General features: G+C 61.7%; 13 protein-coding genes. 4 read left to right on the forward strand and 9 right to left on the reverse strand.

The genetic code is table 11. The annotated features are described in order from the left end of the window. Positions 1-2: 2 nt before the first annotated feature. Positions 3-2,810 (reverse strand): TonB-dependent receptor, encoded by a 2,808-nt coding sequence (locus tag ACFPN2_RS35615; protein ID WP_380605636.1) that lies wholly within the window; start codon positions 2,808-2,810, stop codon positions 3-5. A 231-nt stretch (positions 2,811-3,041) separates the two neighbouring features. Here ACFPN2_RS35615 and ACFPN2_RS35620 point away from each other — a divergent pair, with 231 nt between their 5' ends. After that, positions 3,042-3,878, forward strand: coding sequence for an endonuclease/exonuclease/phosphatase family protein (locus ACFPN2_RS35620; protein WP_380605637.1), 837 nt, complete (start codon positions 3,042-3,044; stop codon positions 3,876-3,878). Positions 3,879-3,911: 33 nt separating this feature from the next. Then, a complete protein-coding gene (locus ACFPN2_RS35625; RefSeq protein ID WP_380605639.1) occupies positions 3,912-4,607 on the forward strand; it encodes a GntR family transcriptional regulator in 696 nt (231 codons plus the stop codon). On the opposite strand, the gene ACFPN2_RS35630 is transcribed toward ACFPN2_RS35625, so the two are convergent. From ACFPN2_RS35630 to ACFPN2_RS35650, 5 genes are all read right to left on the reverse strand, one after another. Continuing rightward, positions 4,591-6,099 (reverse strand): glycoside hydrolase family 27 protein, encoded by a 1,509-nt coding sequence (locus ACFPN2_RS35630; RefSeq protein WP_380605641.1) that lies wholly within the window; start codon positions 6,097-6,099, stop codon positions 4,591-4,593. The two genes, ACFPN2_RS35625 and ACFPN2_RS35630, sit on opposite strands and share 17 nt — an antisense overlap. Before the next feature lie 27 nt (positions 6,100-6,126). Further along, positions 6,127-8,979, reverse strand: a complete 2,853-nt coding sequence (locus ACFPN2_RS35635) for a TonB-dependent receptor plug domain-containing protein (protein WP_380605643.1) — start codon at positions 8,977-8,979, stop codon at positions 6,127-6,129. A 372-nt stretch (positions 8,980-9,351) separates the two neighbouring features. Then, positions 9,352-11,055, reverse strand: a complete 1,704-nt coding sequence (locus ACFPN2_RS35640; protein ID WP_380605645.1) for a DUF885 domain-containing protein — start codon at positions 11,053-11,055, stop codon at positions 9,352-9,354. Continuing rightward, on the reverse strand, positions 11,042-12,466 hold the full coding sequence (locus ACFPN2_RS35645; protein WP_380605647.1) for an amino acid permease: 1,425 nt from the start codon (positions 12,464-12,466) through the stop codon (positions 11,042-11,044). The genes ACFPN2_RS35640 and ACFPN2_RS35645 overlap by 14 nt, the downstream gene beginning before the upstream one ends. A 45-nt stretch (positions 12,467-12,511) precedes the next feature. Further along, positions 12,512-13,414: a dihydrodipicolinate synthase family protein gene (locus tag ACFPN2_RS35650; RefSeq protein WP_380605649.1), complete on the reverse strand. Its 903-nt coding sequence runs from the start codon at positions 13,412-13,414 to the stop codon at positions 12,512-12,514. Here ACFPN2_RS35650 and ACFPN2_RS35655 point away from each other — a divergent pair. Next, complete coding sequence (locus ACFPN2_RS35655; protein ID WP_380605651.1) at positions 13,295-14,716, forward strand: NAD(P)/FAD-dependent oxidoreductase; 1,422 nt, start codon at positions 13,295-13,297, stop codon at positions 14,714-14,716. The genes ACFPN2_RS35650 and ACFPN2_RS35655 overlap by 120 nt on opposite strands. A 9-nt stretch (positions 14,717-14,725) precedes the next feature. Further along, positions 14,726-17,110 carry a beta-L-arabinofuranosidase domain-containing protein gene (locus ACFPN2_RS35660; protein WP_380605653.1) on the forward strand — a complete coding sequence of 795 codons (2,385 nt, stop codon included), beginning with the start codon at positions 14,726-14,728 and terminating at the stop codon, positions 17,108-17,110. Between the two features lie 98 nt (positions 17,111-17,208). Here the strand turns inward: ACFPN2_RS35660 and ACFPN2_RS35665 are convergent, their stop codons facing one another. The 3 genes from ACFPN2_RS35665 to ACFPN2_RS35675 are packed head-to-tail and all read right to left on the reverse strand — an operon-like array spanning position 17,209 to position 22,622. After that, complete coding sequence (locus ACFPN2_RS35665; protein WP_380605654.1) at positions 17,209-19,911, reverse strand: DUF5695 domain-containing protein; 2,703 nt, start codon at positions 19,909-19,911, stop codon at positions 17,209-17,211. A 3-nt stretch (positions 19,912-19,914) separates the two neighbouring features. Continuing rightward, positions 19,915-20,841 carry a proline racemase family protein gene (locus ACFPN2_RS35670; RefSeq protein WP_380605656.1) on the reverse strand — a complete coding sequence of 309 codons (927 nt, stop codon included), beginning with the start codon at positions 20,839-20,841 and terminating at the stop codon, positions 19,915-19,917. A gap of 11 nt (positions 20,842-20,852) precedes the next feature. Further along, positions 20,853-22,622 (reverse strand): DUF885 domain-containing protein, encoded by a 1,770-nt coding sequence (locus ACFPN2_RS35675; RefSeq protein WP_380605658.1) that lies wholly within the window; start codon positions 22,620-22,622, stop codon positions 20,853-20,855. Positions 22,623-22,682 lie beyond the last annotated feature (60 nt).

Raw genomic sequence — 22,682 nt, forward strand, 5'->3', positions numbered from 1 at the left:
GCTCAGAAGCTGTAGCGAAACCCCGCCGTATATTGCCGCCCGAAATTCCGGTAGTACTCATTTCGCTCGGCGCGCGTGTCGTTGTAGAGATGCTCGTATGTGTCGCCGAGATTCTGGCCTTCGAGCGAGATCTGATAATGATCGCCGAAGGAATAGCTCAGCGAAGCGTCGACGTACACGCTGCCTTTGGTCGCATCGGCATCCTGACCGTTCAGGCCCGGCACGATGCGCAAGTAGTCATCTCGATAGGCTGCTGACACTCGTGCCTCGAATCCCGCCACGCCGTAGTACAACGTCGCGTTCGCCGACTCCTTCGAGAGATTGATCAGCGGCAACACCGCAGTTCTTCCCGGCGCGCCCTCGGGCAGAGCGGGATTGACGATGTAGGTGATGTCGGAGCTCACGTGCGTGTAGTTGGCGAGCACGCCGAAGTTCTGTAGCCATCCCGGCAGGAAAGTCAGCGGCATCTGCACGTTGAATTCAAAGCCACGCAAGGGCCCGCCGGCGCTGTTGACTGGCCGCGAGTAAATGAAATCGTCGGTTGGCAGCACGCCGGTGCCGATCAGCACCGCATCTGGAATCCCCAGCGTATTGAACGGTTGAGTCGTGCGCAGCGTGGCGATGTAAGTCTTCACGTCCTTATAGAAGAAGCCCAACGACACGACCGACTCCGGCGCGAAGTACCATTCCACGCCCACGTCAAACGCATCGGCCTCGATAGGATCGAGGTTGGGATTGCCTTGATTGACAGTGCGCGTGCCGCCAGCCACGTTGACCGCGCCACCCGGCGTCAACTGCGCCAGCGGCGGACGAGTCATCACACGAGATGCGGCGAGTCGAACGAGCAGATCGTCGCGCAGCTCGAGTGACACATTGGCTGCCGGCAACCAATCATCGTAGCTGCGCGACACTCGCAACAGCTGCGTGTTGAGGCCTGCTTCGGCGAAGCCCACCGAATCCTGGTCCGTGCGAACGAATCGCATACCGAGATCGCCGCGCATCGGCCGTCCGAACAGCTCGGCGCTGAAGTCGCCCTGAACGAATCCCGCCGTGTCTCGCTCGTCAACGGAGTAGATGTTACTGCGCGCCGATGCAACGTCGCGCCTGAGCTCGAACACGCCCGTGTTGCTGTAGATATCGAACACGTCGATGAAAGCCTGCTCGTCCGGCACGACCCAAGACGTTGCCGTTTCCGCCGGCACGCCGAATCCTTCGAAGCCCGAGAATTGATGCACCAGATCGGCGACCGTGACGCCGGCCGGCAACGCGGGAATATTTCGTTCGTTGACCATGCGCCGGGAATCGGAATCGAACGTGTATTTCCGCACGTTGACGCCGGATTTCAACTTCCAGACCGGTGACAGGTCGAACTCGACATCGAACGCGCCCTGTCGAAATGTATTCTCGACCCCCTGCGGTCTGAGCCGAATCTCCGGGCCGGTCGAGCCTCCGGTGAACCCGGGCACCGCCGGGCCATAGTAGTAGTTGTTGGGATCGTTCGTATCGAAGCCCCACACGATGCGCGGCCGGGTTTGACTCTGGCGAAAATCGTAAATGAACCCATCGGTGTTGAGCCGATCCACCTGCAGCGTCGTCTCGCGCGGCTCATCGAAGTCCGAATCCGATCCGCCCAGCTGTACCTGCGCCCGCCAGCGATCGCCGAACTCCTGTTTGACCGTCAAGCCCGCCTGCTTGAAGACAGTGTTGAAGTCGAAGATCGAGTTCTCGGCGCGCAGATCGACGTTGTCGAGACGCGCGTAAACGAGATCGTTACCCCGCACTTCCGCCTCACGCACGATGGTTTCAGGCTTGCCCTGTTGTGACTGCGCGCGAAACAGACCGATAGGCGTCAGCAAGTTCTCCTGTCGCAAACCTTCGTGACGCGAGTACAGCAGATCGAGCGACACCTCCGTCCCCGCCCTCGGGCGCCATTGGAGCGCGGACGTGATGCCGAGCCTTTCATTCTCGACAGCAAACTGCGCGAGCCGCGGGATACGCGGGTGATAGATGCTCGTAGAGCGCAACTGCTCATAAGTGATTCCGACAGGATATTCGCCGAAGCACACGCCCGCCGGATTGGCCGGATCGCACCAGCCACCGTTCTCACTCATCCGATCCCAATTCAGATTGTGACTGGCCTGACTGATCTTGCGACTCTTCGAATACGCCGCCGAGAACAGCACGCCGAAGGTGTCGTCAAAGAACGTATCGGACGCGAGCAGAGCAAAGCGCGGATCGGTCTTCTCGCTCAGATCGTTGAAGCTCACCTTGGAGGAGAACGCGAACTGCGTGCCGGTCTTATCGAACGGCCGCGCCGTCTGCAGATCGACGGTCGCGCCCAGCGAACCTTCCTCCGTCTCCGCGGACGGTGTCTTACGCACGGTCAAACTATTGAACAGCTCGGACGCGAAGACGTTGAAATCAAACCCGCGCGAGCGATTGATTCCTTCGAATCCGTTGGACGTGGTCTGCGCCTCCAATCCATTCAGACGCACCCGTGTGTAATCGGGCCCGAGACCGCGCACCGAAATGCTTCGTCCCTCGCCGCCATCGCGCGCGACGACGACACCCGGCAGGCGTTGCAACGATTCAGCGAGATTCGCGTCAGGAAACTTGGCCACGTCCTCGGCTTTGATCACATCGACGACGCCGTTCTGCTCGCGCTTTTCTTCCAGCGCTAGGGCCAGGCTGCCTCGATAACCGGTGACGACCACTTCCTCGACCGTCTGCTGCTGCGCCTCCGCGACCGCGCTCAACGACACCAGCAGCGACACGCCCGTCCAAACCCGCCTCGAATTCCTTAGCGTCATGTCAATCTTCCTGATTATTTTCGGACGCAGGCAGCCGCATGCACGGCGCGAGTCCGTTCATGTTGATCCTTCGACTTCGCCCGATGGAGCGTCGTCCCCCTGCCTTGTGGAATTGCAAATATCTGCAATTGCCACCGGTGTCACCGAGGATCGCGCCATCCGGCGGACGCTGTCAAGAGAGGGACGGGTCGCGTTGCTGTAACCTGTCCGCTTTACAGTGAAGGCATGCCGATGAACCGACGACTTCTGCTGCGCCTCGCGCTGTTGATGGTGATCCCTGCCCCGGTGCGGGTGCTGCCACTGCGTGTCATGACATTCAATGTTCGTTTGCTTACTGGCAACGACGGTGCAAATAAGTGGGACGCTCGGCGGGATTTAGTCGCAGAGATGTTGCGTTCAGAAGATCCTGACGTCATCGGCACACAGGAACTTTTCAAACAACAGGGCGACGACATCGTCGAACGTCTGCCGGAGTTTGTTTGGTTCGGCGTAGGCCGTCGCGGCGGCGACGAGGACGAACACATGGGCGTGTTCTATCGCAAAGACCGCTTGCGCGTGCTCGCATCCGGCAACTTCTGGCTTTCAGACACGCCCGATGTGGTCGGCAGCCGCACCTGGGGAAATCTTTATCCGCGCATGGTGACCTGGGCCCGCTTCGAACGCATCGCCGACGGCGCGAGGTTCACGTTCTACAACACTCACTTTCCCTATCGTGACATCGACGAGCCGGCCCGCGTTCGATGCGCCGAGCTCATCCGCGATCGCCTCGCCAAGTTACCTGCGAGAGAGCAAGTGATCCTGGTCGGTGACTTCAATACGACCTCCGATAGTCGTGCCCACTCGAGTCTCGCGGCCTCACTCACCGACGCCTGGATCGCGGCGCCCAAGCGGAGCGGACCGGAAGGCACCTTCCATGGCTTCACTGGCAAGCCCGAGAAGCGCATCGACTGGATCCTGTTTCGCGGCGTGCAGCCAACTTCTGTTAAGACGGTGACTACCCATCGTGACGGACTTTACCCGTCGGATCATTTTCCCGTGGTGGCGGACCTGGAGCTCTCGGCTCGGTAGTTGATGTAGCGGAATCAGCCCACCGGTTCGGGTATGATCGTCTACGGTATTCCATCCGGGGCCTGCGTCTTCACCGCCATGAGCATCGTCGTCCGCACGCTTTCCGATCGCGTGTTTGAAATCGTCCGCGAGCAGATCCTCAAGGGTCAGTTGCCCAACGGCGAGCCCATCCGGCAGGACGCGCTGGCCAACGAGCTCGGCATCAGCAAGATCCCGTTGCGTGAGGCGCTGGCCCGGCTGGAACAGGAAGGCCTGCTGATCAATCACCCGAATCGCGGCTATTACGTGCAGGCGATGTCGCGCGATCAGGTCGATGAGATCTATGCGTTGCGGCTTTCCATCGAGCCGCAAGCGGCGGCGTATTCATCGGGTGTCGCGACGGACGACGACCGCGCGGTGGCGATGAAGGCCTTCACTGCGCTCGACACCGCCGCGCACAGCAACCTGGCCGACGTGGCGGTTCGCAATCGCGAGTTTCATATCGCGCTGGTGGAACCCGGCCGCAAGGTTCTCACCACGCAGCTCGTGGAGCGACTGGCGGTGCTGGCGGAACGCTATGTCATCGCGCACCTCGAACCGGCCGGTCGCGATGCCCGCGCTCACATCGAACATCAAGCGCTCTTCAACGCCTGGCTCGAACGCGACAAGCGCAAGGTCGAAAAACTCTTGAAGGAACACATCCAGGGCACGCTCAAGGATCTTCGAGCGCAGCTCAAAGATTCCGACTGAGCGGCTGCCCGCGAACTCGCAGCATCACGGTGCCGTGCGCCGGCACGTTGAAGCGCGTTTCGCCCACCTTCAGATCCGCCGCTTGCCACAGGTCGCGAATCGACTTCAGCGACTCCAGCCCCGCATCGGCCGGTGCGAATGAGATCTGCGCCGCCGACTCGCCCCGATTGAACAATGCGATCGCGACCGAGCCATCCTGCAGCGGCTTGGCCCAGATTTCCGTGGTGCCGTCCTTGTAAACCGCCCTGCCCTGCACGCCTTTGACATCCTGATCCACCGCGATCACTTCGCGATTGGTCAGCAACTTCAACATCGCCGGGCTGGTCTGTCGCAAATCATGACCCATCAACAACGGCGCGGCGGACATTGCCCACAGCGTCATGTGCGTCCGATATTCGTCATCCGACATGCCGCCATTGCCGACTTCCAGCATGTCAGGATCGTTCCAACCGCCCGGCCCGGCGTGAGCCGCATTGCCGTTCTTCTCGAAGCCGATCGCCGCCATGGTCGAGTACTGATCGGTGATGTCGCCGGTGGTGCGCCACAGATGGCCGCCCACCGAGCGGCCCCACTCGCCCACATCGAATCTGCCGTACTCACATAGGGAATAAATCATCGGCCGGCCGGTGGCCTTCAACGCCGCCCCCATTTCGTAGTACGTGCGCTTCACGGTGTCGGCATCGGAATAGAACCACTCGCCGGAGCACAAATCGTATTTCAAATAGTCGATGCCCCACGCTGCGAACGTGCGCGCATCCTGTGCCACGTGACCGTAGCTTCCTTCGTAGCCCGCACAGGTTCTCGGCCCCGGTGAGCTGTAAATGCCCAGCTTCAAGCCGCGACTATGCACATAGTCCGCCAGCGCCTTCATGTCCGGGAATTTCTCGTTCGGCTGTAGCACGCCGTTGCTGTCGCGCCGACCTTGCCAGCCATCGTCGATGTTCACATGGATATAGCCCGCGTCACGCAGACCGGAGCTCGCCAGGTAATCGGCCATCGCACGAACCGTGGCGTCGTCGATGTGCTCAGCAAATTTATTCCAACTGCTCCAGCCCATCGGCGGCGCCTTCGCCTGACCGTCGGGTGCGATCGTTCCAAGCGCAGGCAGTTCGGTAAATCTGAACCGCCGCGCCTTCACGTCATCGGCCGAGGCGCGACGACCGTTCTGTTCGACATGCGCGTACCACATGTCCCCGACGAGCGAGACCTGGTCACCATTCAACTTCGCCGTCCACCGACGCGTGGCATTCGCCTTGTCGTTCAGATTGCGCATGTCGAAGCTGACTTGATCGCCGTCGACTTTCACATTCTGCATGACCATCGGCCCGTACCAGGCCGTCGTGACATTCCCTGTCGTGCGACCGCCGCGCGTCGCGATCTCGAGCATCGTCACGCCGGGGTAAGGCGGCGCGTTGTCGAAGACCCACGCGCCGTCCACCGAGTGCCGCTGCTCCGACGCGCTGGAAGCCAGCGCGCCGGTCATCAGAACCATTGAAACAACCGCTCTCCGCATGTCGAATCAGAACTCCACCGTCATGCCGAAGTACACCAGACGACCCATCGGATCGTAGACCCCGGGATAGGTGTTGCCGTTGCCGAACTCGGTGAGCAGGCCTGCGGCGATCACCGGCGGATCCCGATCGAACAGGTTGTTGATACCCGCGCGGAACTCGACCGACTCGACAAACTTCCAGGTGGCCGCCAGATCGAAGTAGTTGTACGCAGCGATACGGCGGTTGATGGGGGCCGCTTGGGTCGACAGCGAGGCCGAGCCGAAGTGCCGCCAGTTGGCCGACACCGTGGTCGAACGCTGCGGTGACGTCCAGGTCGCACGCACGTTGTGACGCCAGTTCGGCGTCGGCTGGCCGCAGCTCGGACCGAACAAGCCCACGCAGTTGTAGCTGCCCAGGCCCGGCAGCTGCTCGATACGGCGGCTGTTCAACCAGGTGCCGACGAAGGAAACATCGATCGAGCCCACGTCCGGCGCGCCCGGCAGGAGGTTGCCCAGATCGAAGTCATAGCCGGACGTGAAGTCCATGCCCGAGGTCTGCAGGAAGCCGGTGTTCTGGTTGGTGGCCGTGATGTAGCCATTGGTACCGAACAGCACACCTGACGCCGGATCGCGATGGAACAGGTTACAGAAGTACGGCGAGGCGCTGTTGATACACTCGTCGATCACCGTGTTTGCGTCGACCGCGTCGATGTATCCATCCACGTAGATGTCGAAGTAGTCGGCGGAGAACGTGAAGCTCGGCAGGAAGCTCGGGGTGAACACGAAGCCGTACGTGAAGGTATCGGCGACTTCCGGCTGCAGCCCGAGATTGCCACCGCCAAGCGTCACACAGGTGTCCGCCGGACACTCGGGGATGAGCCCGTACTGAGCTTGCGTCACACCGCTACGCATACAGTCCTCGAGACTTGCGCCTGGAGTAGCGCCGGCGCACGGGTCCTGAGCCGCCACGTTGCCGAGCGCCTGAGCGGCGAACAGCTCTGTGATGTTGGGAGCACGAACCGCGCGGTTGTAGCTGCCACGCAGTTTGAACGACGACACCGGTGCATAGCGCAGCTCGAACTTGTAAGTATCGGCCTTGAAGCCGGCACCGCCCTGGATCGAGTAGTCGGAGTAGCGATAACCCATGTTGATCGCCAGCTCGTCCACGAACGGCTTGTCCGAAACCAGCGGCACGTCCGCTTCGATGTACAGCTCTTTGACATTGAACTCGCCGGCGTTCTCCATCGTGCCCTTCTGCTGGGCGAGCGCATCGGCCTCGAAGGTCAGCTCTTCAGTGCGATGTTCCACGCCGGTCGCAATCGCCACACCCGCCGAGGCGAACGGGCTGCGGATGCCGTACCGATCCAGGTCGCCGTTGACGGTCAGGTTGGCGACCTTCTCGGTCTGCACACCGTGCGTGAAGGTCGGAGTCAGCAGGTAGCCGTAAGCTTCGTCGCTGATACCGAAGGCAGCGAACACGTTGGCAGGCACGCAGTTGGGATCGGTGCCATCGACGACCGAGCGACAGGTCGGCACGCCGCCCACATTCACGACCTGCAGCGCCCGGGCGCCCTTATTCAGGTCCAGGTCGTTCTTGTAGCTCTCATCGTAGATGACTCGAGAGAACAGATAGCTCACGTCGTAGGTCCAGCCGGTGGCGATGTCGCCACGCGAACCGATGTTCATGCGGTAGTCGGTGTGGCGCAAGTCATCGATACGTGCACCGCCCGCGCCGGCGAAGCGATAGCCGACGAACGTGTTGACGTTGGTCGCCGTGCCCGCCGCCGCTCCGCAAAGGATCGCGGCCTGCTGCGAGGACATCAACGGATTGTCGCAGTTGATCGGATAGACGTTGCCCTGGAAGTAGGCGCTCGGCGCAGCCTGCGAGTACGTCTGGTCGTCCATGAACATCACGCCGCCATACAACTTCATGTGATCGTTGTAATCGTAGTGAGCGAAGCCACCCGCGGTGATGCGCCGGTCCTGGCGCTGGATGTAGTTGGTCGGCGCGTAGTTGTACAGGAACGAGTTGTCGTACGGCACCCAGGTCTGCTGACCGTCCTTCGTGTTGTTGAACGTGCGGCCGTTGTTCGGACCGCCGAGCATCACGAAGCTGCCCCACTGGTTGTTGCTCGAACCACCGCACACCAGCGCGTCGTTGTCCACGCCACCGAGGTTCAGGCCGCAAGCCGAGTAATCGCGCGTGTCCTGCGTTACCGGCTCGAGCTTGCGATAGCCGAGGTAGAACGTCGCATTGCCCTTGCCATCCGCGCTGTTCATGCCCATGGCCACGTTGAAGTCGGCACGACCGCCGTCCCATACCGAGGAAGGCGCCAGCTCATAGTTCGCATCGCGCACCACTGAGCGTGCGTAGGAGTTGTCGTTCGTGTGCCAGGCGGAGCCGTACTGGGCGGAGAAGCGCACGCCCTCGAGGTTCTTGTTCAGCACGAAGTTGACGACGCCCGAGACCGCATCGGAACCGTACACGGCCGAGGCACCGCCGGTGACCACGTCGACGCGCTCGACCAGCGCACTGGGGATGAAGTTCACGTCGTTGCCTTCCACCGGCAACATGCGCTGACCGTCGATCAGTACCAGCACGCGCGAGGAGCCGAGATTGCGAAGGTTCACACGGGCGGTGCCGTCGGAACCGTTGGAACCGTTTTCATTCGAGTCCGCAGTGAACTGCGGCATGCGGTTCAACACCGACTCGACGCTCGAGGTGCCCTGGTACTTGAACTCTTCCTGAGGCAGCGCCGTGATCGGACTCGCCGTCTCCAGATTGGCTCGTTTGATACGCGAGCCCGTGATAACCACTTCCTCCAGCGGAGCCGCTGCCGCTTCCTGCTCCTGCGCGTGACTGCTGATCGGACCGAACATTCCGATCGCGCACGCGGCCACAGCGACCCTGCCGCTTAGGGATACCCGTTCCAATCGGACTGCCGGCTTTGGCAGCCCTGTGTTTTTGCTGTGCATGTCAGCCCCCACGATGTTGTTTTCAGCCAGTCGAACTTGCTGACATTTAAGACATGTCTGAGTTAATAAATCAAATACGTTATACGATATAACTGTAGTTGACTCGCAAGTGCCTGTTTTTTCTGGGGCATAGAGGTGCCATTTACGGCGAGGGGTCGGCAGGTTGCGACGCCGGGTTGCCGGAGGGCCCAGCAGTCTGCGGGGTCGGGAAGGGTGCTCGATTGTTAAAGCAACGGCAGTGGCGGCGACAAGACGAGGCGACGCACGCAACAAACGTCAGCGCTGGCGCTCCACCCACCGGCGCATGTGACGATCGAGAATGTCGAGGGGCATCGGCCCACTCCCAATCAACGCATCGTGAAACTCACGAATATCGAACCGGCTGCCGAGAACCTGCTCCGCCTCAGCTCGAATCTTCCGAATCCGCAGCTCGCCAATCTTGTACGCCAGCGCCTGCCCCGGCCAAGAGATGTACCGTTGCGTCTCCCCTTCCACGGAGCCCGGCGACAACGCCGTGTTCTCTTGCAAACAAGCAGCGGCCTGCTCATACGACCAACCTTTCCAATGGATGCCCACATCCATCACCAACCGACAAGCCCGCCACATCTCGAACGACAGCTGCTGAACTCGCTCCTCGCGAGAACGGTAGATCCCCATCTCCGCGCCAAGACGCTCCGCATACAACGCCCAACCTTCGACGAAGGCGGTCACATCGTCTCGACGCCGAAACTTCGGTAGATCCAGTCGCTCCTGCCCGAGCGCAATTTGCAGATGATGCCCCGGCACGCCCTCATGGAGCATCCACGCCGTAAGCCCATACACAGAGCTTCGATACGCCTGACTTCCAACGACAACCGCGCCCGCGACGCCCTTCTCCGGATCGCCAAGGTTGTAGGCACCGGACGCCGCTTCCAACTCAGGCGGCTTGATACGAACGCCCCACGTCAATCTGGGTAATGTTTTGAACCAGCGCGGCAACTCCAACGAGACCCGATTCCCAATGCCTGCCGCCTTGTCGACGTAACTCTCGATGTCCGGGACATGACTGCCCGGCCGCTGATTCATATCGTCGAGATACTCTCGTAACGTTCCCTGAAAGCCTTCCGCCCGCTGCGCACCGACCATCTCCGCTCTAATGCGCTCGACCTCCGCCGTGCCGATATCGAACACCTCGTCAGTAGTCAGAGCAGTCGTCGTCGACCGACGCACGGCGAACGCGTAGTACGCCTTGCCGTCCTTCACCGTCGACGCGCCGAGCTTAGGCCGCGCCTTCGGCAGATAGTCCTTCTCGAAAAACGTAACGAGCGAACGCTGCGCCGGCTTGACGAACCGCTCAACTACACCCACCGCCTCAGCCCGTAACGCCTTCTGTCGCGCCTCTGGAATCGTCTCAGGCATCGACGCCAACGGCTTCAACAACGGACTATCCGCGGCCGACTGCTCCGCCGCGACCTTCATAGATCGCAACGCTGACTCTGCAGTAGAGCGCGGCTGCGTGAAGCCGGTCTTGATGCCGCGCTTCAAATTCGCGATCTGCGCGTCGTAATAGGACGGCAGCGCCTGCAATCTCGCGATCCACGCCGTCGCGTCCGCCTCCGTCGCGATGGGCGTCACCTGAGCCGCATACGTCGCGGCATTGAAGAAACCATCGCCGCTATCGAACGGAATGCGGTCTTCATCGAAGCGAGCGCCTTCGATCAATACATTCAGCCGCCACAGAAGCAACTCGCGTGTGAGCGCATCTTCTTCGCCGGGCGCATCGACCTTCCCCAGTCGATCGCGCAGCTCACTAAACTTCGTCGTTCGCCGCTGAGACGCGGCGAGACTCACATCCGGCCATCCCGGCCCTTCGTTTGTATCCGTCTCGCGCGCCAGCGACTCGTACTCAGCGATAACGTCGTTCAACGACTCCGCAACGCTAGCCGCCGTCGGCAGCGAGACGAGCAACGCGCACGCGAGCAGGCGCCTAACGCGCGACATCACCGACCGCGACAACTCGCCCCCGCAACCGCTGAAGCAACAGATAGATCGCGAAGCCCACCGCATTCCACAGCAGGAACCGCTGAATCGTCAGCCCGGGCAAGCTCAGGAACAGATAGAAGCAGCCGAGAATCGCCAACGTCCCGACCAAATTCGGCGCAGGACATCGAAACACGCGCGGAGTGTTGGGTGCAGTCCGACGCAGCACCATCATCGACGCCGCAGTGGTCACGAACGCCAGCAGCGTGCCCGCATTAGCCAGCTCGGCGATCTCGTCGAGACGAAACAATCCCGCGGCGACGGCGACGAAGATGCCGGTCACCGCCGTGATCAACACCGGCGTGCCCGTCTTCGACGACACCGCACTCAGTCGCTTCGGCAGCAGCCCGTCGCGTGCCATCACGAAGAAGATGCGGCTCTGGCCGTACATCATCACCAGAATCACCGAAGGCAAGGCGATCAGCGCCGCCAACCCAACCGCCCACGCCGCGACCGGATGCTGAAGCGTTCGCAAGACATACGCCAACGGTTCGGAGGAAGCAGCCAGTTCGGTGTGTTTCACCGCGCCCACCGCCGACACTGCCACCAGCATGTAGATCAGCGTACAAACCGCCATCGAGCCAATGATGCCGATCTTCAAATCGCGCCCCGGATTCTTCGCCTCCTCCGCGGACGTGGCGACGGCATCGAATCCATAGAACGCGAAGAACACAATCGCAGCGGCAGCCATCACGCCGCGCTTCGCCCCGCCGTCCTCATGACTCGCGAAGCCATAGGGCATGAACGGCTCGAGATTGCCCGCATTGAACGCCGGCAGCGCGAGCGAAACGAAACAAGCCAACGCAGTCAGCTTGATGATCACCAGAAAAATATTGAACGTCGCGCTCTCGCGCGTGCCGGCGACGAGCATGCCGGTGATGATCAGTGCAACGAGCACCGCGGGCAGATTGATGATGCCTCCACCGTGCGGTCCACTAAGCAATGCGGCGGGCAGATGGATACCTGCGGTCTTCAGCCATCCAACCAGATACGCCGACCATCCGACCGCGACGGTACTGCAGGCGAGCGAATATTCCAGGATCAAGCTCCAGCCCACGACCCAGGCCAGGCGCTCGCCGATGGCGACATAGGTATACGTGTAGGCGCCGCCCGCCGCTGGCATCAACGTCGCCACTTCAGCGTAGGCAAGCGCGGCGCAGGCACAGACTGCGCCAGCGATGGCAAAAGCGAAGATCACCGCGGGCCCGGCGCGATCGGCACCCACGCCGGTCAGTGTGTAGATGCCGGTGCCGACGATGGCACCGACACCTAGCGCAATCAAATGCGGCCAGCTCAACGTCTTTGCGAGTCGCTTGCCCTCGTCCATGCTGTCCGAGTGTTGCAGCGATTTACGCTGGCCGAATATTCCCATGCTCGACTCCCCTGTAATTCCGGCCCGCGCTTGTTGCGTCTGGGCTTATGCGCGAAGCGATGGCCGGGTGGCGGCCGCGCGTTCAACCATTGCGGTCACCTGCCGGCGACGCTCGCCTGCCAACGGCAAGCGGGGCGGCCGCACCCGCTCCGAGCCGCGGCCCATGATTTGTTCGGCGAGCTTGATGGACTGAACCAGATCGTGCTCGGCATCCAGATGTAACAACGGCATGAACCAGCGATAGATGGCGCGGGCCCGATCAAAATCGCCGGCGTTGAACGCCTCGATCAGCTGAATGGATTCGCGCGGGAACGCGCTCGTGAGTCCTGACACCCAACCTGCCGCGCCGAGAAACAAACCTTCCAGCGCAACGTCGTCGAGTCCGGCCATCAGGACATAGCGATCGCCGAACGCGTTGATGAGATCGGTGAAACGACGCGGATCCGGCGCCGATTCCTTTACCGCGACGATGTTCTTCACATCGCGCAGGGCTTCGAGCACGTTCACGGAAATGTTGACTCGATACGCGGGCGGATTGTTGTACAACATCACCGGCAGATCGGTCGCCTCGGCCACGGTGCGGAAGTGCATGATCAGCTCTGCCTCGGTGGGCACATAGACCATCGCGGGCAACACCATCAAGCCATCGGCGCCCGCCTTCTTCGCATCTTTGGCGAAGGCCACCGCGCGGCGCGTGTCGAATTCAGAAACGCCAGTGACAACCGGCACGCGGCCCGCGACGACTTCAGTCACCGCACGCAGCAATGTTTGTTTCTCGGCAGGATCGAGCGAGTTGTTCTCGCCGCACGTGCCCATCGCGATGATGCCGTGGACACCGTCTTTGACCAGGTTGTCGATCACCCGCTGGCTCGCCGGCAGATCGATGGACAGATCCTCCTTGAACTGAGTGGTCGCCGCCGGATAAACGCCCTGCCAAGTCGGTGTCATGATAGCCTCGTCTACTGGAACTTTAAGTATATCGTATACTATTCGGCCTTAGCCAGTGTAATCTGCGGTCGTATGCAACGGGCACTACTTCTAGGCGGCGGCGTCGTGGGACTCAGCATCGCGACGACCCTGCAACGCGCGAGCGTCGCGGTGACTGTGATCGACACAGCACCTGCGCTCGGCGCGGCGTCGTGGGGAAATGCCGGGCACATCGCCATCGAGCAAGTAGAGCCGTTGGCCTCATGGTCGACTATACGTTCAGCACCCCGTCGACTCTTTAGTAGAGGGGGCGCGCTGGGTCTGCCGCCCTCGCAAATCAAACGTTGGCTCCCGTTCGCCCTTCGAATGGCCGGTGCCGCCAATCGAGTCGAACACGGGCGCACGGCGCTTCGTTCATTACTCACAAACGCGCTGCCTGCGTGGAAATCTCTGACTGAACAGCTCGGCATGCCGGGCCTGGTGCGTGAGACGGGACATTTCGTCGTATGGGAATCCCCCGCCAGTGCAGCCGCTGGACTCGCGGCGTGGCGATCCACCGACATCGGCAGCGCTCGATTTCACGAATGCGATAGCGATGAGATGCGGCAGCTCGCGGGCCTCATGAAACAAGCCCCGGCCGGCGCCATTCGATTCGAGAACACCGCGCAGATCGCCGATCTGCCCAAGCTTGGGGACGCGCTGCGCGCCGCAATCACAGAACGTGGTGGTCGCATGCTGAATGCCAAAGCCCGCGCTATCGCCCATCGCGGCAAATCGGTCAGCGTCACGCTGGACGATGGCAGCTCAGAAGAAGCCGACTTCGCAGTCGTCGCCGCCGGTGTTCGCTCCCGTGAATTGATGGAGCCTTACTGCAAATCGGTGCCGATCATCGCCGAGCGCGGCTATCACCTGCAAATGACGGAACACCGTTGGCCCGATCTGCCGCCCGTGGTGTTTGAAGATCGCTCGATGATCGTCACACGCTTCGAATCGGGTCTGCGCGCCGCGAGCTTCGTAGAATTCGGCAGTCTCGAGGCGCCGCCCGACGAACGCAAATGGCAGCGCTTGCGCAGTCATGTGACTGCGCTTGGCCTGCCCTGTGACGCTCCAGCTCGTCAATGGATGGGAGCGCGCCCGACATTGCCGGACTACTTGCCCGCGATCGGGCGGCTGCCGCACGCACCCAACATTCTTTACGCATTCGGTCACCAACACCTCGGGCTCACGCTCGCGGCTATCACCGGCGATTTGATCGCGCAGCTCGCGACACATTCGCCCACGGCCGTGAGCCTGACGCCCTTCGATCTGCAACGTTTTTCTTGAGGAGCCACGATGACTCGATCCCTGCTGATCACCGATCGTCGCGCACTGTTGAAAGGTGCCGCGGCCGGTGCGCTCTGCGCCGGGCTGCCTTGGGCGGGCGCCTGGGCGAACACTGGAGTACTGCCTGGAACCGCGAAGTCCCTGCCGCTCGGCGACGTGCGGTTGTTGCCTTCACCGTTCGCCGATGCAGTGGAAGCGAATCGCAAATATCTGTTGCAGCTGGAGCCGGATCGCCTGCTCCATAACTTCCGCAAATTCGCCGGGCTGACGCCGAAGGGTGAAGTGTATGGCGGCTGGGAAGCGGACACGATCGCCGGCCACAGCCTCGGCCATTATCTCTCCGCGTTGGCATTGATCTATGCGCAAACCGGCGAGCCCGAAGCAAAGCGTCGCGCCGAATATATCGTCGCGGAACTGGCCGAGGTTCAAGCCAAGCAAGGCGATGGTTATGTCGCGGGCTTCACCCGCAAGCGCAAGGACGGCACAATCGTCGACGGTAAAGAGATCTTCCCGGAAATCATGCGCGGTGAAATCCGCTCGGCGGGATTCGATCTCAACGGCTGCTGGGTGCCGCTCTACAACTGGCACAAGTTGTTTGCCGGCTTGATGGACGTCGACATGTACTGCGGGGGCAACAAGCGCGCAATCCAGGTCTCCGTCGACCTCGGCGGCTACATCGAGAAAGTCTTCAACGCGCTGAATGACGAGCAGGTGCAGACGGTGCTGGATTGCGAGCACGGCGGCATCAACGAAAGCTTCGCCGAGCTCTATACGCGCACCGGCGACCGTCGTTGGCTACAACTCGCGGAGCGCCTTTATCACAAACGCATTCTCGATCCGCTGACCGCGCAGCGCGACGAGCTGGCGCAACGTCACGCCAACACACAGATCCCCAAACTGATCGGCCTCGCCCGCCTGCATGAGATCACGGGCAAGAGCGATCAGGCCACCGCGCCCCGCTTCTTCTGGAAAACGGTCACGACCGAGCACAGCTACGTGATCGGCGGCAACTCCGATCGCGAGTACTTCTCCGAGCCGCGCACGGTCTCGCGACACATCACCGAGCAGACCTGCGAAGCCTGCAACACGTACAACATGCTCAAGCTGACGCGCCATCTGTTTGCGTGGCAGCCGTCCGGCGCGCTGTTCGACTATTACGAACGCGCGCATCTGAATCACATTCTCGCGCATCAAGATCCGGCGACCGGCATGTTTACTTACATGACGCCGCTGATGTCCGGCATCAATCGCGAGTTCTCCTCGCCCACCGACAGCTTCTGGTGTTGCGTCGGCTCCGGCATGGAAAGCCATTCCAAGCATGGCGAGTCGATCTGGTGGGAGAACGGCGACACCTTGCTGGTCAACTTGTTCATTCCGTCGCGCGCGACCTGGAAATCGCGGGGCGCACAGTTGGAAATGACGACGCGCTATCCGTACGAAGGCGCGGTGAACGTCAAAGTGGCTTCGTTGAAGAAGGCGCAGGAGTTCGCCGTCGCCCTGCGCGTTCCGGGCTGGGCCAAGGACGCGCAACTGACCGTCAACGGCAAGCCGGCCGAGACCACGAAGGACGCGGGCTATCTGATCGTTCGCCGCCGTTGGCGCGAAGGCGATGCGCTGGCCCTCACACTGCCGCTGGAACTTCGCATCGAAGCGACGCCGGGCGATGACAGCACGATTGCGATCTTGCGCGGACCGATGGTGCTGGCGGGCGATCTCGGCTCCGCCGATCAGCCGTTCGAAGCCGCGGCACCGGCGCTCGTCGGCGCCGACCTGCTCGCCGACTTCAAGCCGGTCGATGCGAATCAGGCCGTGTATCGGGCGGGCACCATCGTCAGGCCCGCAGCGCTCACGTTCTCGCCGTTCTACAAGAACTATCATCGTCGCAGCGCCGTTTACTTCCGTCGCTTCACCGACGCCGAGTGGGTCAACGAGGAACGTTCGTTCAATGCCGAACAGGCGCGACAGAAAGAGCTCGCCGCTCGCTCGGTCGACGTGATGCATCTGGGCGAGATGCAACCGGAGCGCGATCACGAGCTGACTTCGGAGATTTCCTATCCGGTGGTCTATCGCGGTCGCCAGGGTCGCGACGCTCGCACCGGCGGCTTCTTCGCGTTCCGCATGAAGGTCAAGCCCGGCCCGCTGATCCTGCAGGCGACCTATTGGGCCGATGAGCGCGCACGGAAATTCCACGTCCTGGTCGAAGGTCAGCGGATCGCGACCCAAGCGCTGCGTCCGGACAAGCCGGTGTTCTTCGACGTCGACTATGAGATTCCGGAAGCGCTCACGCGTGGCAAGCAGAGCGTGCTGGTGCGCTTCGAGCCCGAGCCGGGCAACACGGCCGGCCCGGTGTTCGGCTGTCGCATCTATACCAAGAACGCGACCGTCACCGCTTGATCGAGCGTACGGCGCGCTGATGAACTCAGCGCGCCGGCCGTAACTGCACCGATGTTTCGTTCTTGCCGAGCGGGATCACGTAGTGGCGGCGTTCTTGGCTAGCGCGCTGGCCGCAACTGCACGGATGTTTCGTTCCTGCCGAGCTGAATCACGTAGCGACCGCGCTCTTTGCTCAGCGCCGAGCCTGGCTCATAGCGAGCGCCCTCGACTCGTAGATGCGCCTTCGATGTGAACTGGTCTGCGGTATCTAAGTACACGCTCACATTCCCGCTGCTTCGGTCGTAGTCGAGGCGAGCGAACTTTCCGCCATCCAACGTCAACCACAAGCCCGGCTCCGCCAGGAACACGCGCGTTCTGAAACCGTCGCGCGGCGCGAAGCTCACGGTCGAGCCCTGCTCTTGCGTCGAGCCGCCGAAGCCAACGTTGCCGAACACCGGATGTCGAGCCAGATAGCTGCCGATGCCATACGCGTAGCCATAGAACGCCGAGCCGTAGTCGCCGTTGTAGGCATCGAATCTCATCAGGTCCGGATTGGAATGAAACGCCGCCGCGCCAAATCCGTCCTGATCGATATTGGTGAGCGTGCCCATCAAGCCGCCGTAGGCGACCCGTAACAAATGAAGGTCGCGCGGATCGCGTCGAAAGGAATCGAGCAACGGCAGCGCGTTGTTCGCCGAGCCGTAGTGATGGAGCTGACGCTCGAGCTGCGCCGTCTTGCCGGCGTACATGAAGTCCCAATAGCGTCGCGCGTTGCCGTTGTAGCCCCAGCTCGGAATAGTCGGGTCGTAGCCGAGGATGACTTCACGCGTCAGGTCAGCCTTCGGCGCGTTACCGAAGTAGCGCATCCACGCATACACCTCGGGTTGACCGGTTGAGTCCCACGGCATTTCGCTGCCGAACGGATATTCCTCGGCGGCCCAATGATCGGCGCGCTGACGCATCGCCTGCTCGAGCTGCGACGCCTCCGTCTTCATGCCCTCGTCCTGCAGATCGCGCAGGATCTCGACGAACACCTCGCCTTCCATCTGACCGAACTTCACATACTCCGGTGCGAGCCGCGGCATCGCGAGCGCGGTTTGATAAGCGCGATCCAGATACCACCGCCAGTCATGCGCTTTCACCAACCCTTCGTGATAACGCGCGAGCCGATACAAAACCCAATGCGCGGCGGCCACGTGCACGTAGTTGAACGAGCGCACCACCGAGTCTGCTTGTGACTTCCGCCACGCCGACCACAGGGTCCAATCGATGGCCGGATCGTAGCTCACGCCCTTGGGCGCCTGCGGCTCGTAATAGAACAGGCTCTTGCGAACGCCGAATTTGTCCGGCCCTTGATTGACCTGCAGGCGACCGTCCAGCGTCTGCGTGACGAAGCGCTCGAACCTCTCGATCTCAGATGCGTCCGGCGCGCCGAGTTGTTTCATGATGAGCGCAAGCCACGCGCCCGCGCCGCCCTCGTCGCTCAGCCCAGCCATCCACACTCGCTGATCCTGTAAGACGACGGCATTGCGTTCGCGATCGAACGTCATGAACGACGGCCCACGCTTGAACGGATCGGAAGGATCGTCGTACCAATGTTGGGTGGAGATGAATCGTCCCAGGTCGGCGAGCACCGTGGCGCTCGGCTTGGTGACGAAGTAATGAATCGCCTGGCGCGATCCATCGGCATAAGTGATGGTCAGGCGGGATCGACCCCAGTGCCGACCGGTCACCTTGTATCTGGACCAGCCCTGCGCACCTTCAGCAGCCGCGGTCTCCAATGCGCCCGCCGGATAAGCACTGATCGAGCGAATAGCCTGACGCGACGACACCCAAAGATCGCCCGCAAGATCCGTCGGCAACACGTAACCGGGAATGCCCACGACCACCGGCCGAGCGTTCGCTGCAAGCGTGCTTTCGATATCCCGAATCGATTTCGACACCAGGAACTGCACGCCGAAGCGACGCGTCTCCCCGCGTCGAAGTATCACAACCGTCGGCTCATTCCATTGCTGAGCATTCTTCCATTCACGCTCCGCGAAGCCGCGGCTCGCAGCCATCCAGCTGTAGAAGCCTTCGAACGTCTGGCCGCGCTTGGTGGCGTCATTGAGCAGCAGCGCTTTGCCGCTGTCATCTTTCTTGTCGGCGATGGGTCGATACGCTTCGAACGGCGTGCCGCTTTCGCCGGTGACAATCAACGCCGGCCCCTTGCCGTTGAGCCGCGTGACCTGCAGATATCCCGCATCGAGCCCGATGTAGGGATCGGCAAAGCTGGCTTCGGTGTGTGCTTCCGCGAGCGAGCGATCCGACAGCACATTGTCGAACACCATCGCGAGCCCGACGCCACCGAGCTCGACGTCGCGCTTGCCCGCATTGGTCAGTTCGAAACGTAACGAGAGATGGCCGCCGTCGCTGACCTGCCAACGCCGCACCACGCGCACACCCAGATCGCTTGGCAATCCCAAAGATATTTCAGCCGCGGCTAGTGTCGTCGCGTCGTGCGGCAGCTCACGAGCCGGCGCTCGTCGATAGGCCGTCGAATAGTCCTGCCATTGAGCTTCACCCGCTGCACGCAGGCGCAGGTCGAGATCGCCCAGCTGGTAATAGCCGTCGCCACTGCGAGCCTTATTCAACTTCGACGGCGCAAAATCGAATCCGCCGCCCTGCTTCGGCTTCAGCGACACCAGCGTTTGCGAGGGTCCGTCGAGCACGATGTCGAAATCGCGACTCTGCACGTTGAGGACCGTGCTCGCGATCGCCAACGGCTGAACGAACAACAGCACCGCGCCGACGCGCAGCGCGGCGATCACGACATTTCTCATCGGTCAGCCTCGGATGCCCCAGCAGAATGGATCTTTGGGATCGAGCAGCAACTTCGCATCCGCTGTCACATGCGCGGTGCCCATGATGGTCGGCGCAATCGTGCCCTGCTCGCGATCGAGCCAGCGATAGTGCCCTTTGAAGACGCTGCCGAGCACGCTCTCTTGAGTCCACTCCTCGCCTTCCGCGAGCTTGCCATCGGCAGCGAGACACGCGAGCTTCGCGCTCGTGCCCGTGCCGCAGGGAGAGCGGTCGTAGGCTTTGCCGGGACAGAGCACGAAGTTTCGACTGCGCGCCGTCGGCGTCGCACCCAGCAACTCGACGTGATCGACGTCGGGATATCCCTGCGCATTCAACGCCTGGCGGATGCGCCACGCGAGATCGGTCAGCGGCTCGACGTTCGAGACCTGCAAAGGAATGCGGTCGTGCTCGACGAGGAAGAACCAGTTGCCGCCATATGCCACATCGCCGGTGACGACACCGACGCCCGGAACATCGACGCTGACCGCGCGTGCCTTGCGATAGCTGGGAACATTCGCGACCGAGACAAAACCATCCGGCCGCAACTGCGCCTCGACGACGCCAACCGGCGTATCGATCTTCACCACGCCGGGCTTCAACATGCCCAGATGCGCCAAAGAAACAATCACGCCAATGGTGCCGTGACCGCACATGCCCAGATAGCCGACGTTGTTGAAAAAGATCACGCCGATGTCGCATTCCTCACGGTGCGGCTTGCACAGTAAGGCGCCGACGATGACGTCACTGCCACGAGGCTCATTGACGATGGCGGAACGGAATGCGTCGAAGCGTTCGCGAAAGCGTCGCAAGCGCTGATCGAGCGGGCCTTCGCCAAGGTCCGGCCCGCCTTCGAGCACCAAGCGTGTCGGCTCGCCGCCCGTGTGTGAATCGAGAATTCGGATGCTGTCCATGGTCGTGTCGTTCAATTGCTGTGGTCAGCGGGATCGCGCGACGGTGTCGGCGGATTCTCGCCACCGTCCGCGATGAATTGCGCCATGCGTTGCTCGAGTACCGGCAACGGTACCGCACCGAGCGCAAGGATGGCGTCGTGGAATTTGCGCTGATCGAACTTCGGACCGAGCGCCTGCTCCGCTTCGCGACGATGCCGGCGGATCTGCAATTCGCCGAGCTTGTACGCAACCGCCTGACCCGGCCAGGCGATGTAACGATCGACTTCGGTGGTGATCTCGTGCGTCGACAGCGCGACATTGTCCTTCATGTACTGGAGCGCCTGATCGCGAGTCCAGCCGTAATGATGAATGCCGGTATCGACGACGAGCCGCGCGGCACGCCACATCTCGTAAGTGAGCTGGCCGAACTCTTCGTAAGGCGTCTCGTAGATGCCCATCACGCGGCCCAGCCATTCCGTGTACAGGCCCCAGCCTTCGCCGTAGCCCGAGAAATAAACATCGTTGCGAAACTTCGGGCGCTCCGGCGCTTCCAGCGCCAACGCCGCCTGAAAGCTATGTCCCGGCGTGCACTCGTGCAGCACCAGCGACGGCAGCGTATAGAGCGGACGCGCCGGCAAGTTATATGTATTGAACAGGCAGCTCTCGAGCCCGCCGCGACCGCCCGTATAGATCGGCGCCAGCGCATCGGGCACAGGCAGGATGCCGTGCCGGAAGCGCGGCAATGTTCCGATCGTATCCTTGAGCTTCAGATCGGACTTCTTGACGATGTAAGACGCTTCGGCAATCAGCTGATGCGGCGTCTTCGCATAGAATTGCGGGTCGGTGCGCAGGAACTGGTAGAACTCCGGCAGTGTGCCCGTGAATCCCGCCTTGCGCATGGTGACTTCCATCTCGCCCTTGATGCGCGCGACCTCGCTCAAGCCGATCTCGTGAATCTGCGGCGGCGTCAGCTTGAGCGTCGTGAATTTCTCGATGCGCGCTTGATAGAACGCGGGGCCATCGGGCAGCGACGACGCCGAGATGTTGGTGCGCGCTTTCACCAGATATTCCTTGCGAATGAAGTCCAGCAGCTTCTGATACGCTGGCACGACCTGTTTGGTGAGTAGCGTCCGCGCCTCGCCGCGCATGCGTTCCTGATCGGCGGCGGGAATATTCGTCGGCATCTGCGTGAACGGCAGATACAGCGGATTCGAATCGTCGGTGGCGAGGTACGGCTCGATGGTCTTATCGCGCCCCGTGACCGAAACCTTGGGCACCGTGAAGCCGCGCTTCAACCCCGCCCGCATGTTGGCGATGTGCTCGTCGAAGAAGCGAGATACGTCGGCGAGGCGACCGAGATAGCGGCGATAGGCTTCTTGATCGGGGAATCCTTCGCGCGGCGTGAATTCGGTCCAGAAGAACGAGTCGGCGTTGAACGGCGCCTGGTAGGTCTTGAAGCGCAGGTCGGAGATGCGCTCCTCGAGAATGGTGCGGAATATTTCCGCGTTGATTTTTTCCTCGGACAACAGCGAGTCGGTGCTGATTCGACTCACATCCGCGAGCACCGCCTGCAGATGAGTCAGTCGCGCCTGCTGACTGGCCTCATCGACGCGGGCCAGATGATCCGATTCCTCGCCCGGCCGCTCGTCGTCGGGCTCCTCGGCCATCTCGTTCTTCCACCATTCCCACTCGGACTGGTAGATAGCGTTGAGCTGACGCGCGGCTTCGGCCCCATTCGACTGGGCGAAAACCACGGGCGCGCATAGCCAGAGGGCTCCGGCCGTCGCAAGAATCCAGCGCATGCCGATCGCTCCTCATGGCATTTAGTATACGAAATACTATCTAGCCAGGAGGAGCATGGC

It is taken from the genome of Steroidobacter flavus, from assembly GCF_042651805.1.
GTDB lineage: Bacteria > Pseudomonadota > Gammaproteobacteria > Steroidobacterales > Steroidobacteraceae > Steroidobacter > Steroidobacter flavus.

What these genes read in the sequence shown, in the direction of transcription:
- ACFPN2_RS35615 (WP_380605636.1), bottom strand. Translation starts at nt 2,810, where the DNA reads ATGACGCTAAGGAATTCGAGGCGGGTTTGGACGGGCGTGTCGCTGCTG.
- ACFPN2_RS35620 (WP_380605637.1), top strand. Translation starts at nt 3,042, where the DNA reads ATGAACCGACGACTTCTGCTGCGCCTCGCGCTGTTGATGGTGATCCCT.
- ACFPN2_RS35625 (WP_380605639.1), top strand. Translation starts at nt 3,912, where the DNA reads ATGATCGTCTACGGTATTCCATCCGGGGCCTGCGTCTTCACCGCCATG.
- ACFPN2_RS35630 (WP_380605641.1), bottom strand. Translation starts at nt 6,099, where the DNA reads ATGGTTCTGATGACCGGCGCGCTGGCTTCCAGCGCGTCGGAGCAGCGG.
- ACFPN2_RS35635 (WP_380605643.1), bottom strand. Translation starts at nt 8,979, where the DNA reads ATGTTCGGTCCGATCAGCAGTCACGCGCAGGAGCAGGAAGCGGCAGCG.
- ACFPN2_RS35640 (WP_380605645.1), bottom strand. Translation starts at nt 11,055, where the DNA reads ATGTCGCGCGTTAGGCGCCTGCTCGCGTGCGCGTTGCTCGTCTCGCTG.
- ACFPN2_RS35645 (WP_380605647.1), bottom strand. Translation starts at nt 12,466, where the DNA reads ATGGGAATATTCGGCCAGCGTAAATCGCTGCAACACTCGGACAGCATG.
- ACFPN2_RS35650 (WP_380605649.1), bottom strand. Translation starts at nt 13,414, where the DNA reads ATGACACCGACTTGGCAGGGCGTTTATCCGGCGGCGACCACTCAGTTC.
- ACFPN2_RS35660 (WP_380605653.1), top strand. Translation starts at nt 14,726, where the DNA reads ATGACTCGATCCCTGCTGATCACCGATCGTCGCGCACTGTTGAAAGGT.
- ACFPN2_RS35665 (WP_380605654.1), bottom strand. Translation starts at nt 19,911, where the DNA reads ATGAGAAATGTCGTGATCGCCGCGCTGCGCGTCGGCGCGGTGCTGTTG.
- ACFPN2_RS35670 (WP_380605656.1), bottom strand. Translation starts at nt 20,841, where the DNA reads ATGGACAGCATCCGAATTCTCGATTCACACACGGGCGGCGAGCCGACA.
- ACFPN2_RS35675 (WP_380605658.1), bottom strand. Translation starts at nt 22,622, where the DNA reads ATGCGCTGGATTCTTGCGACGGCCGGAGCCCTCTGGCTATGCGCGCCC.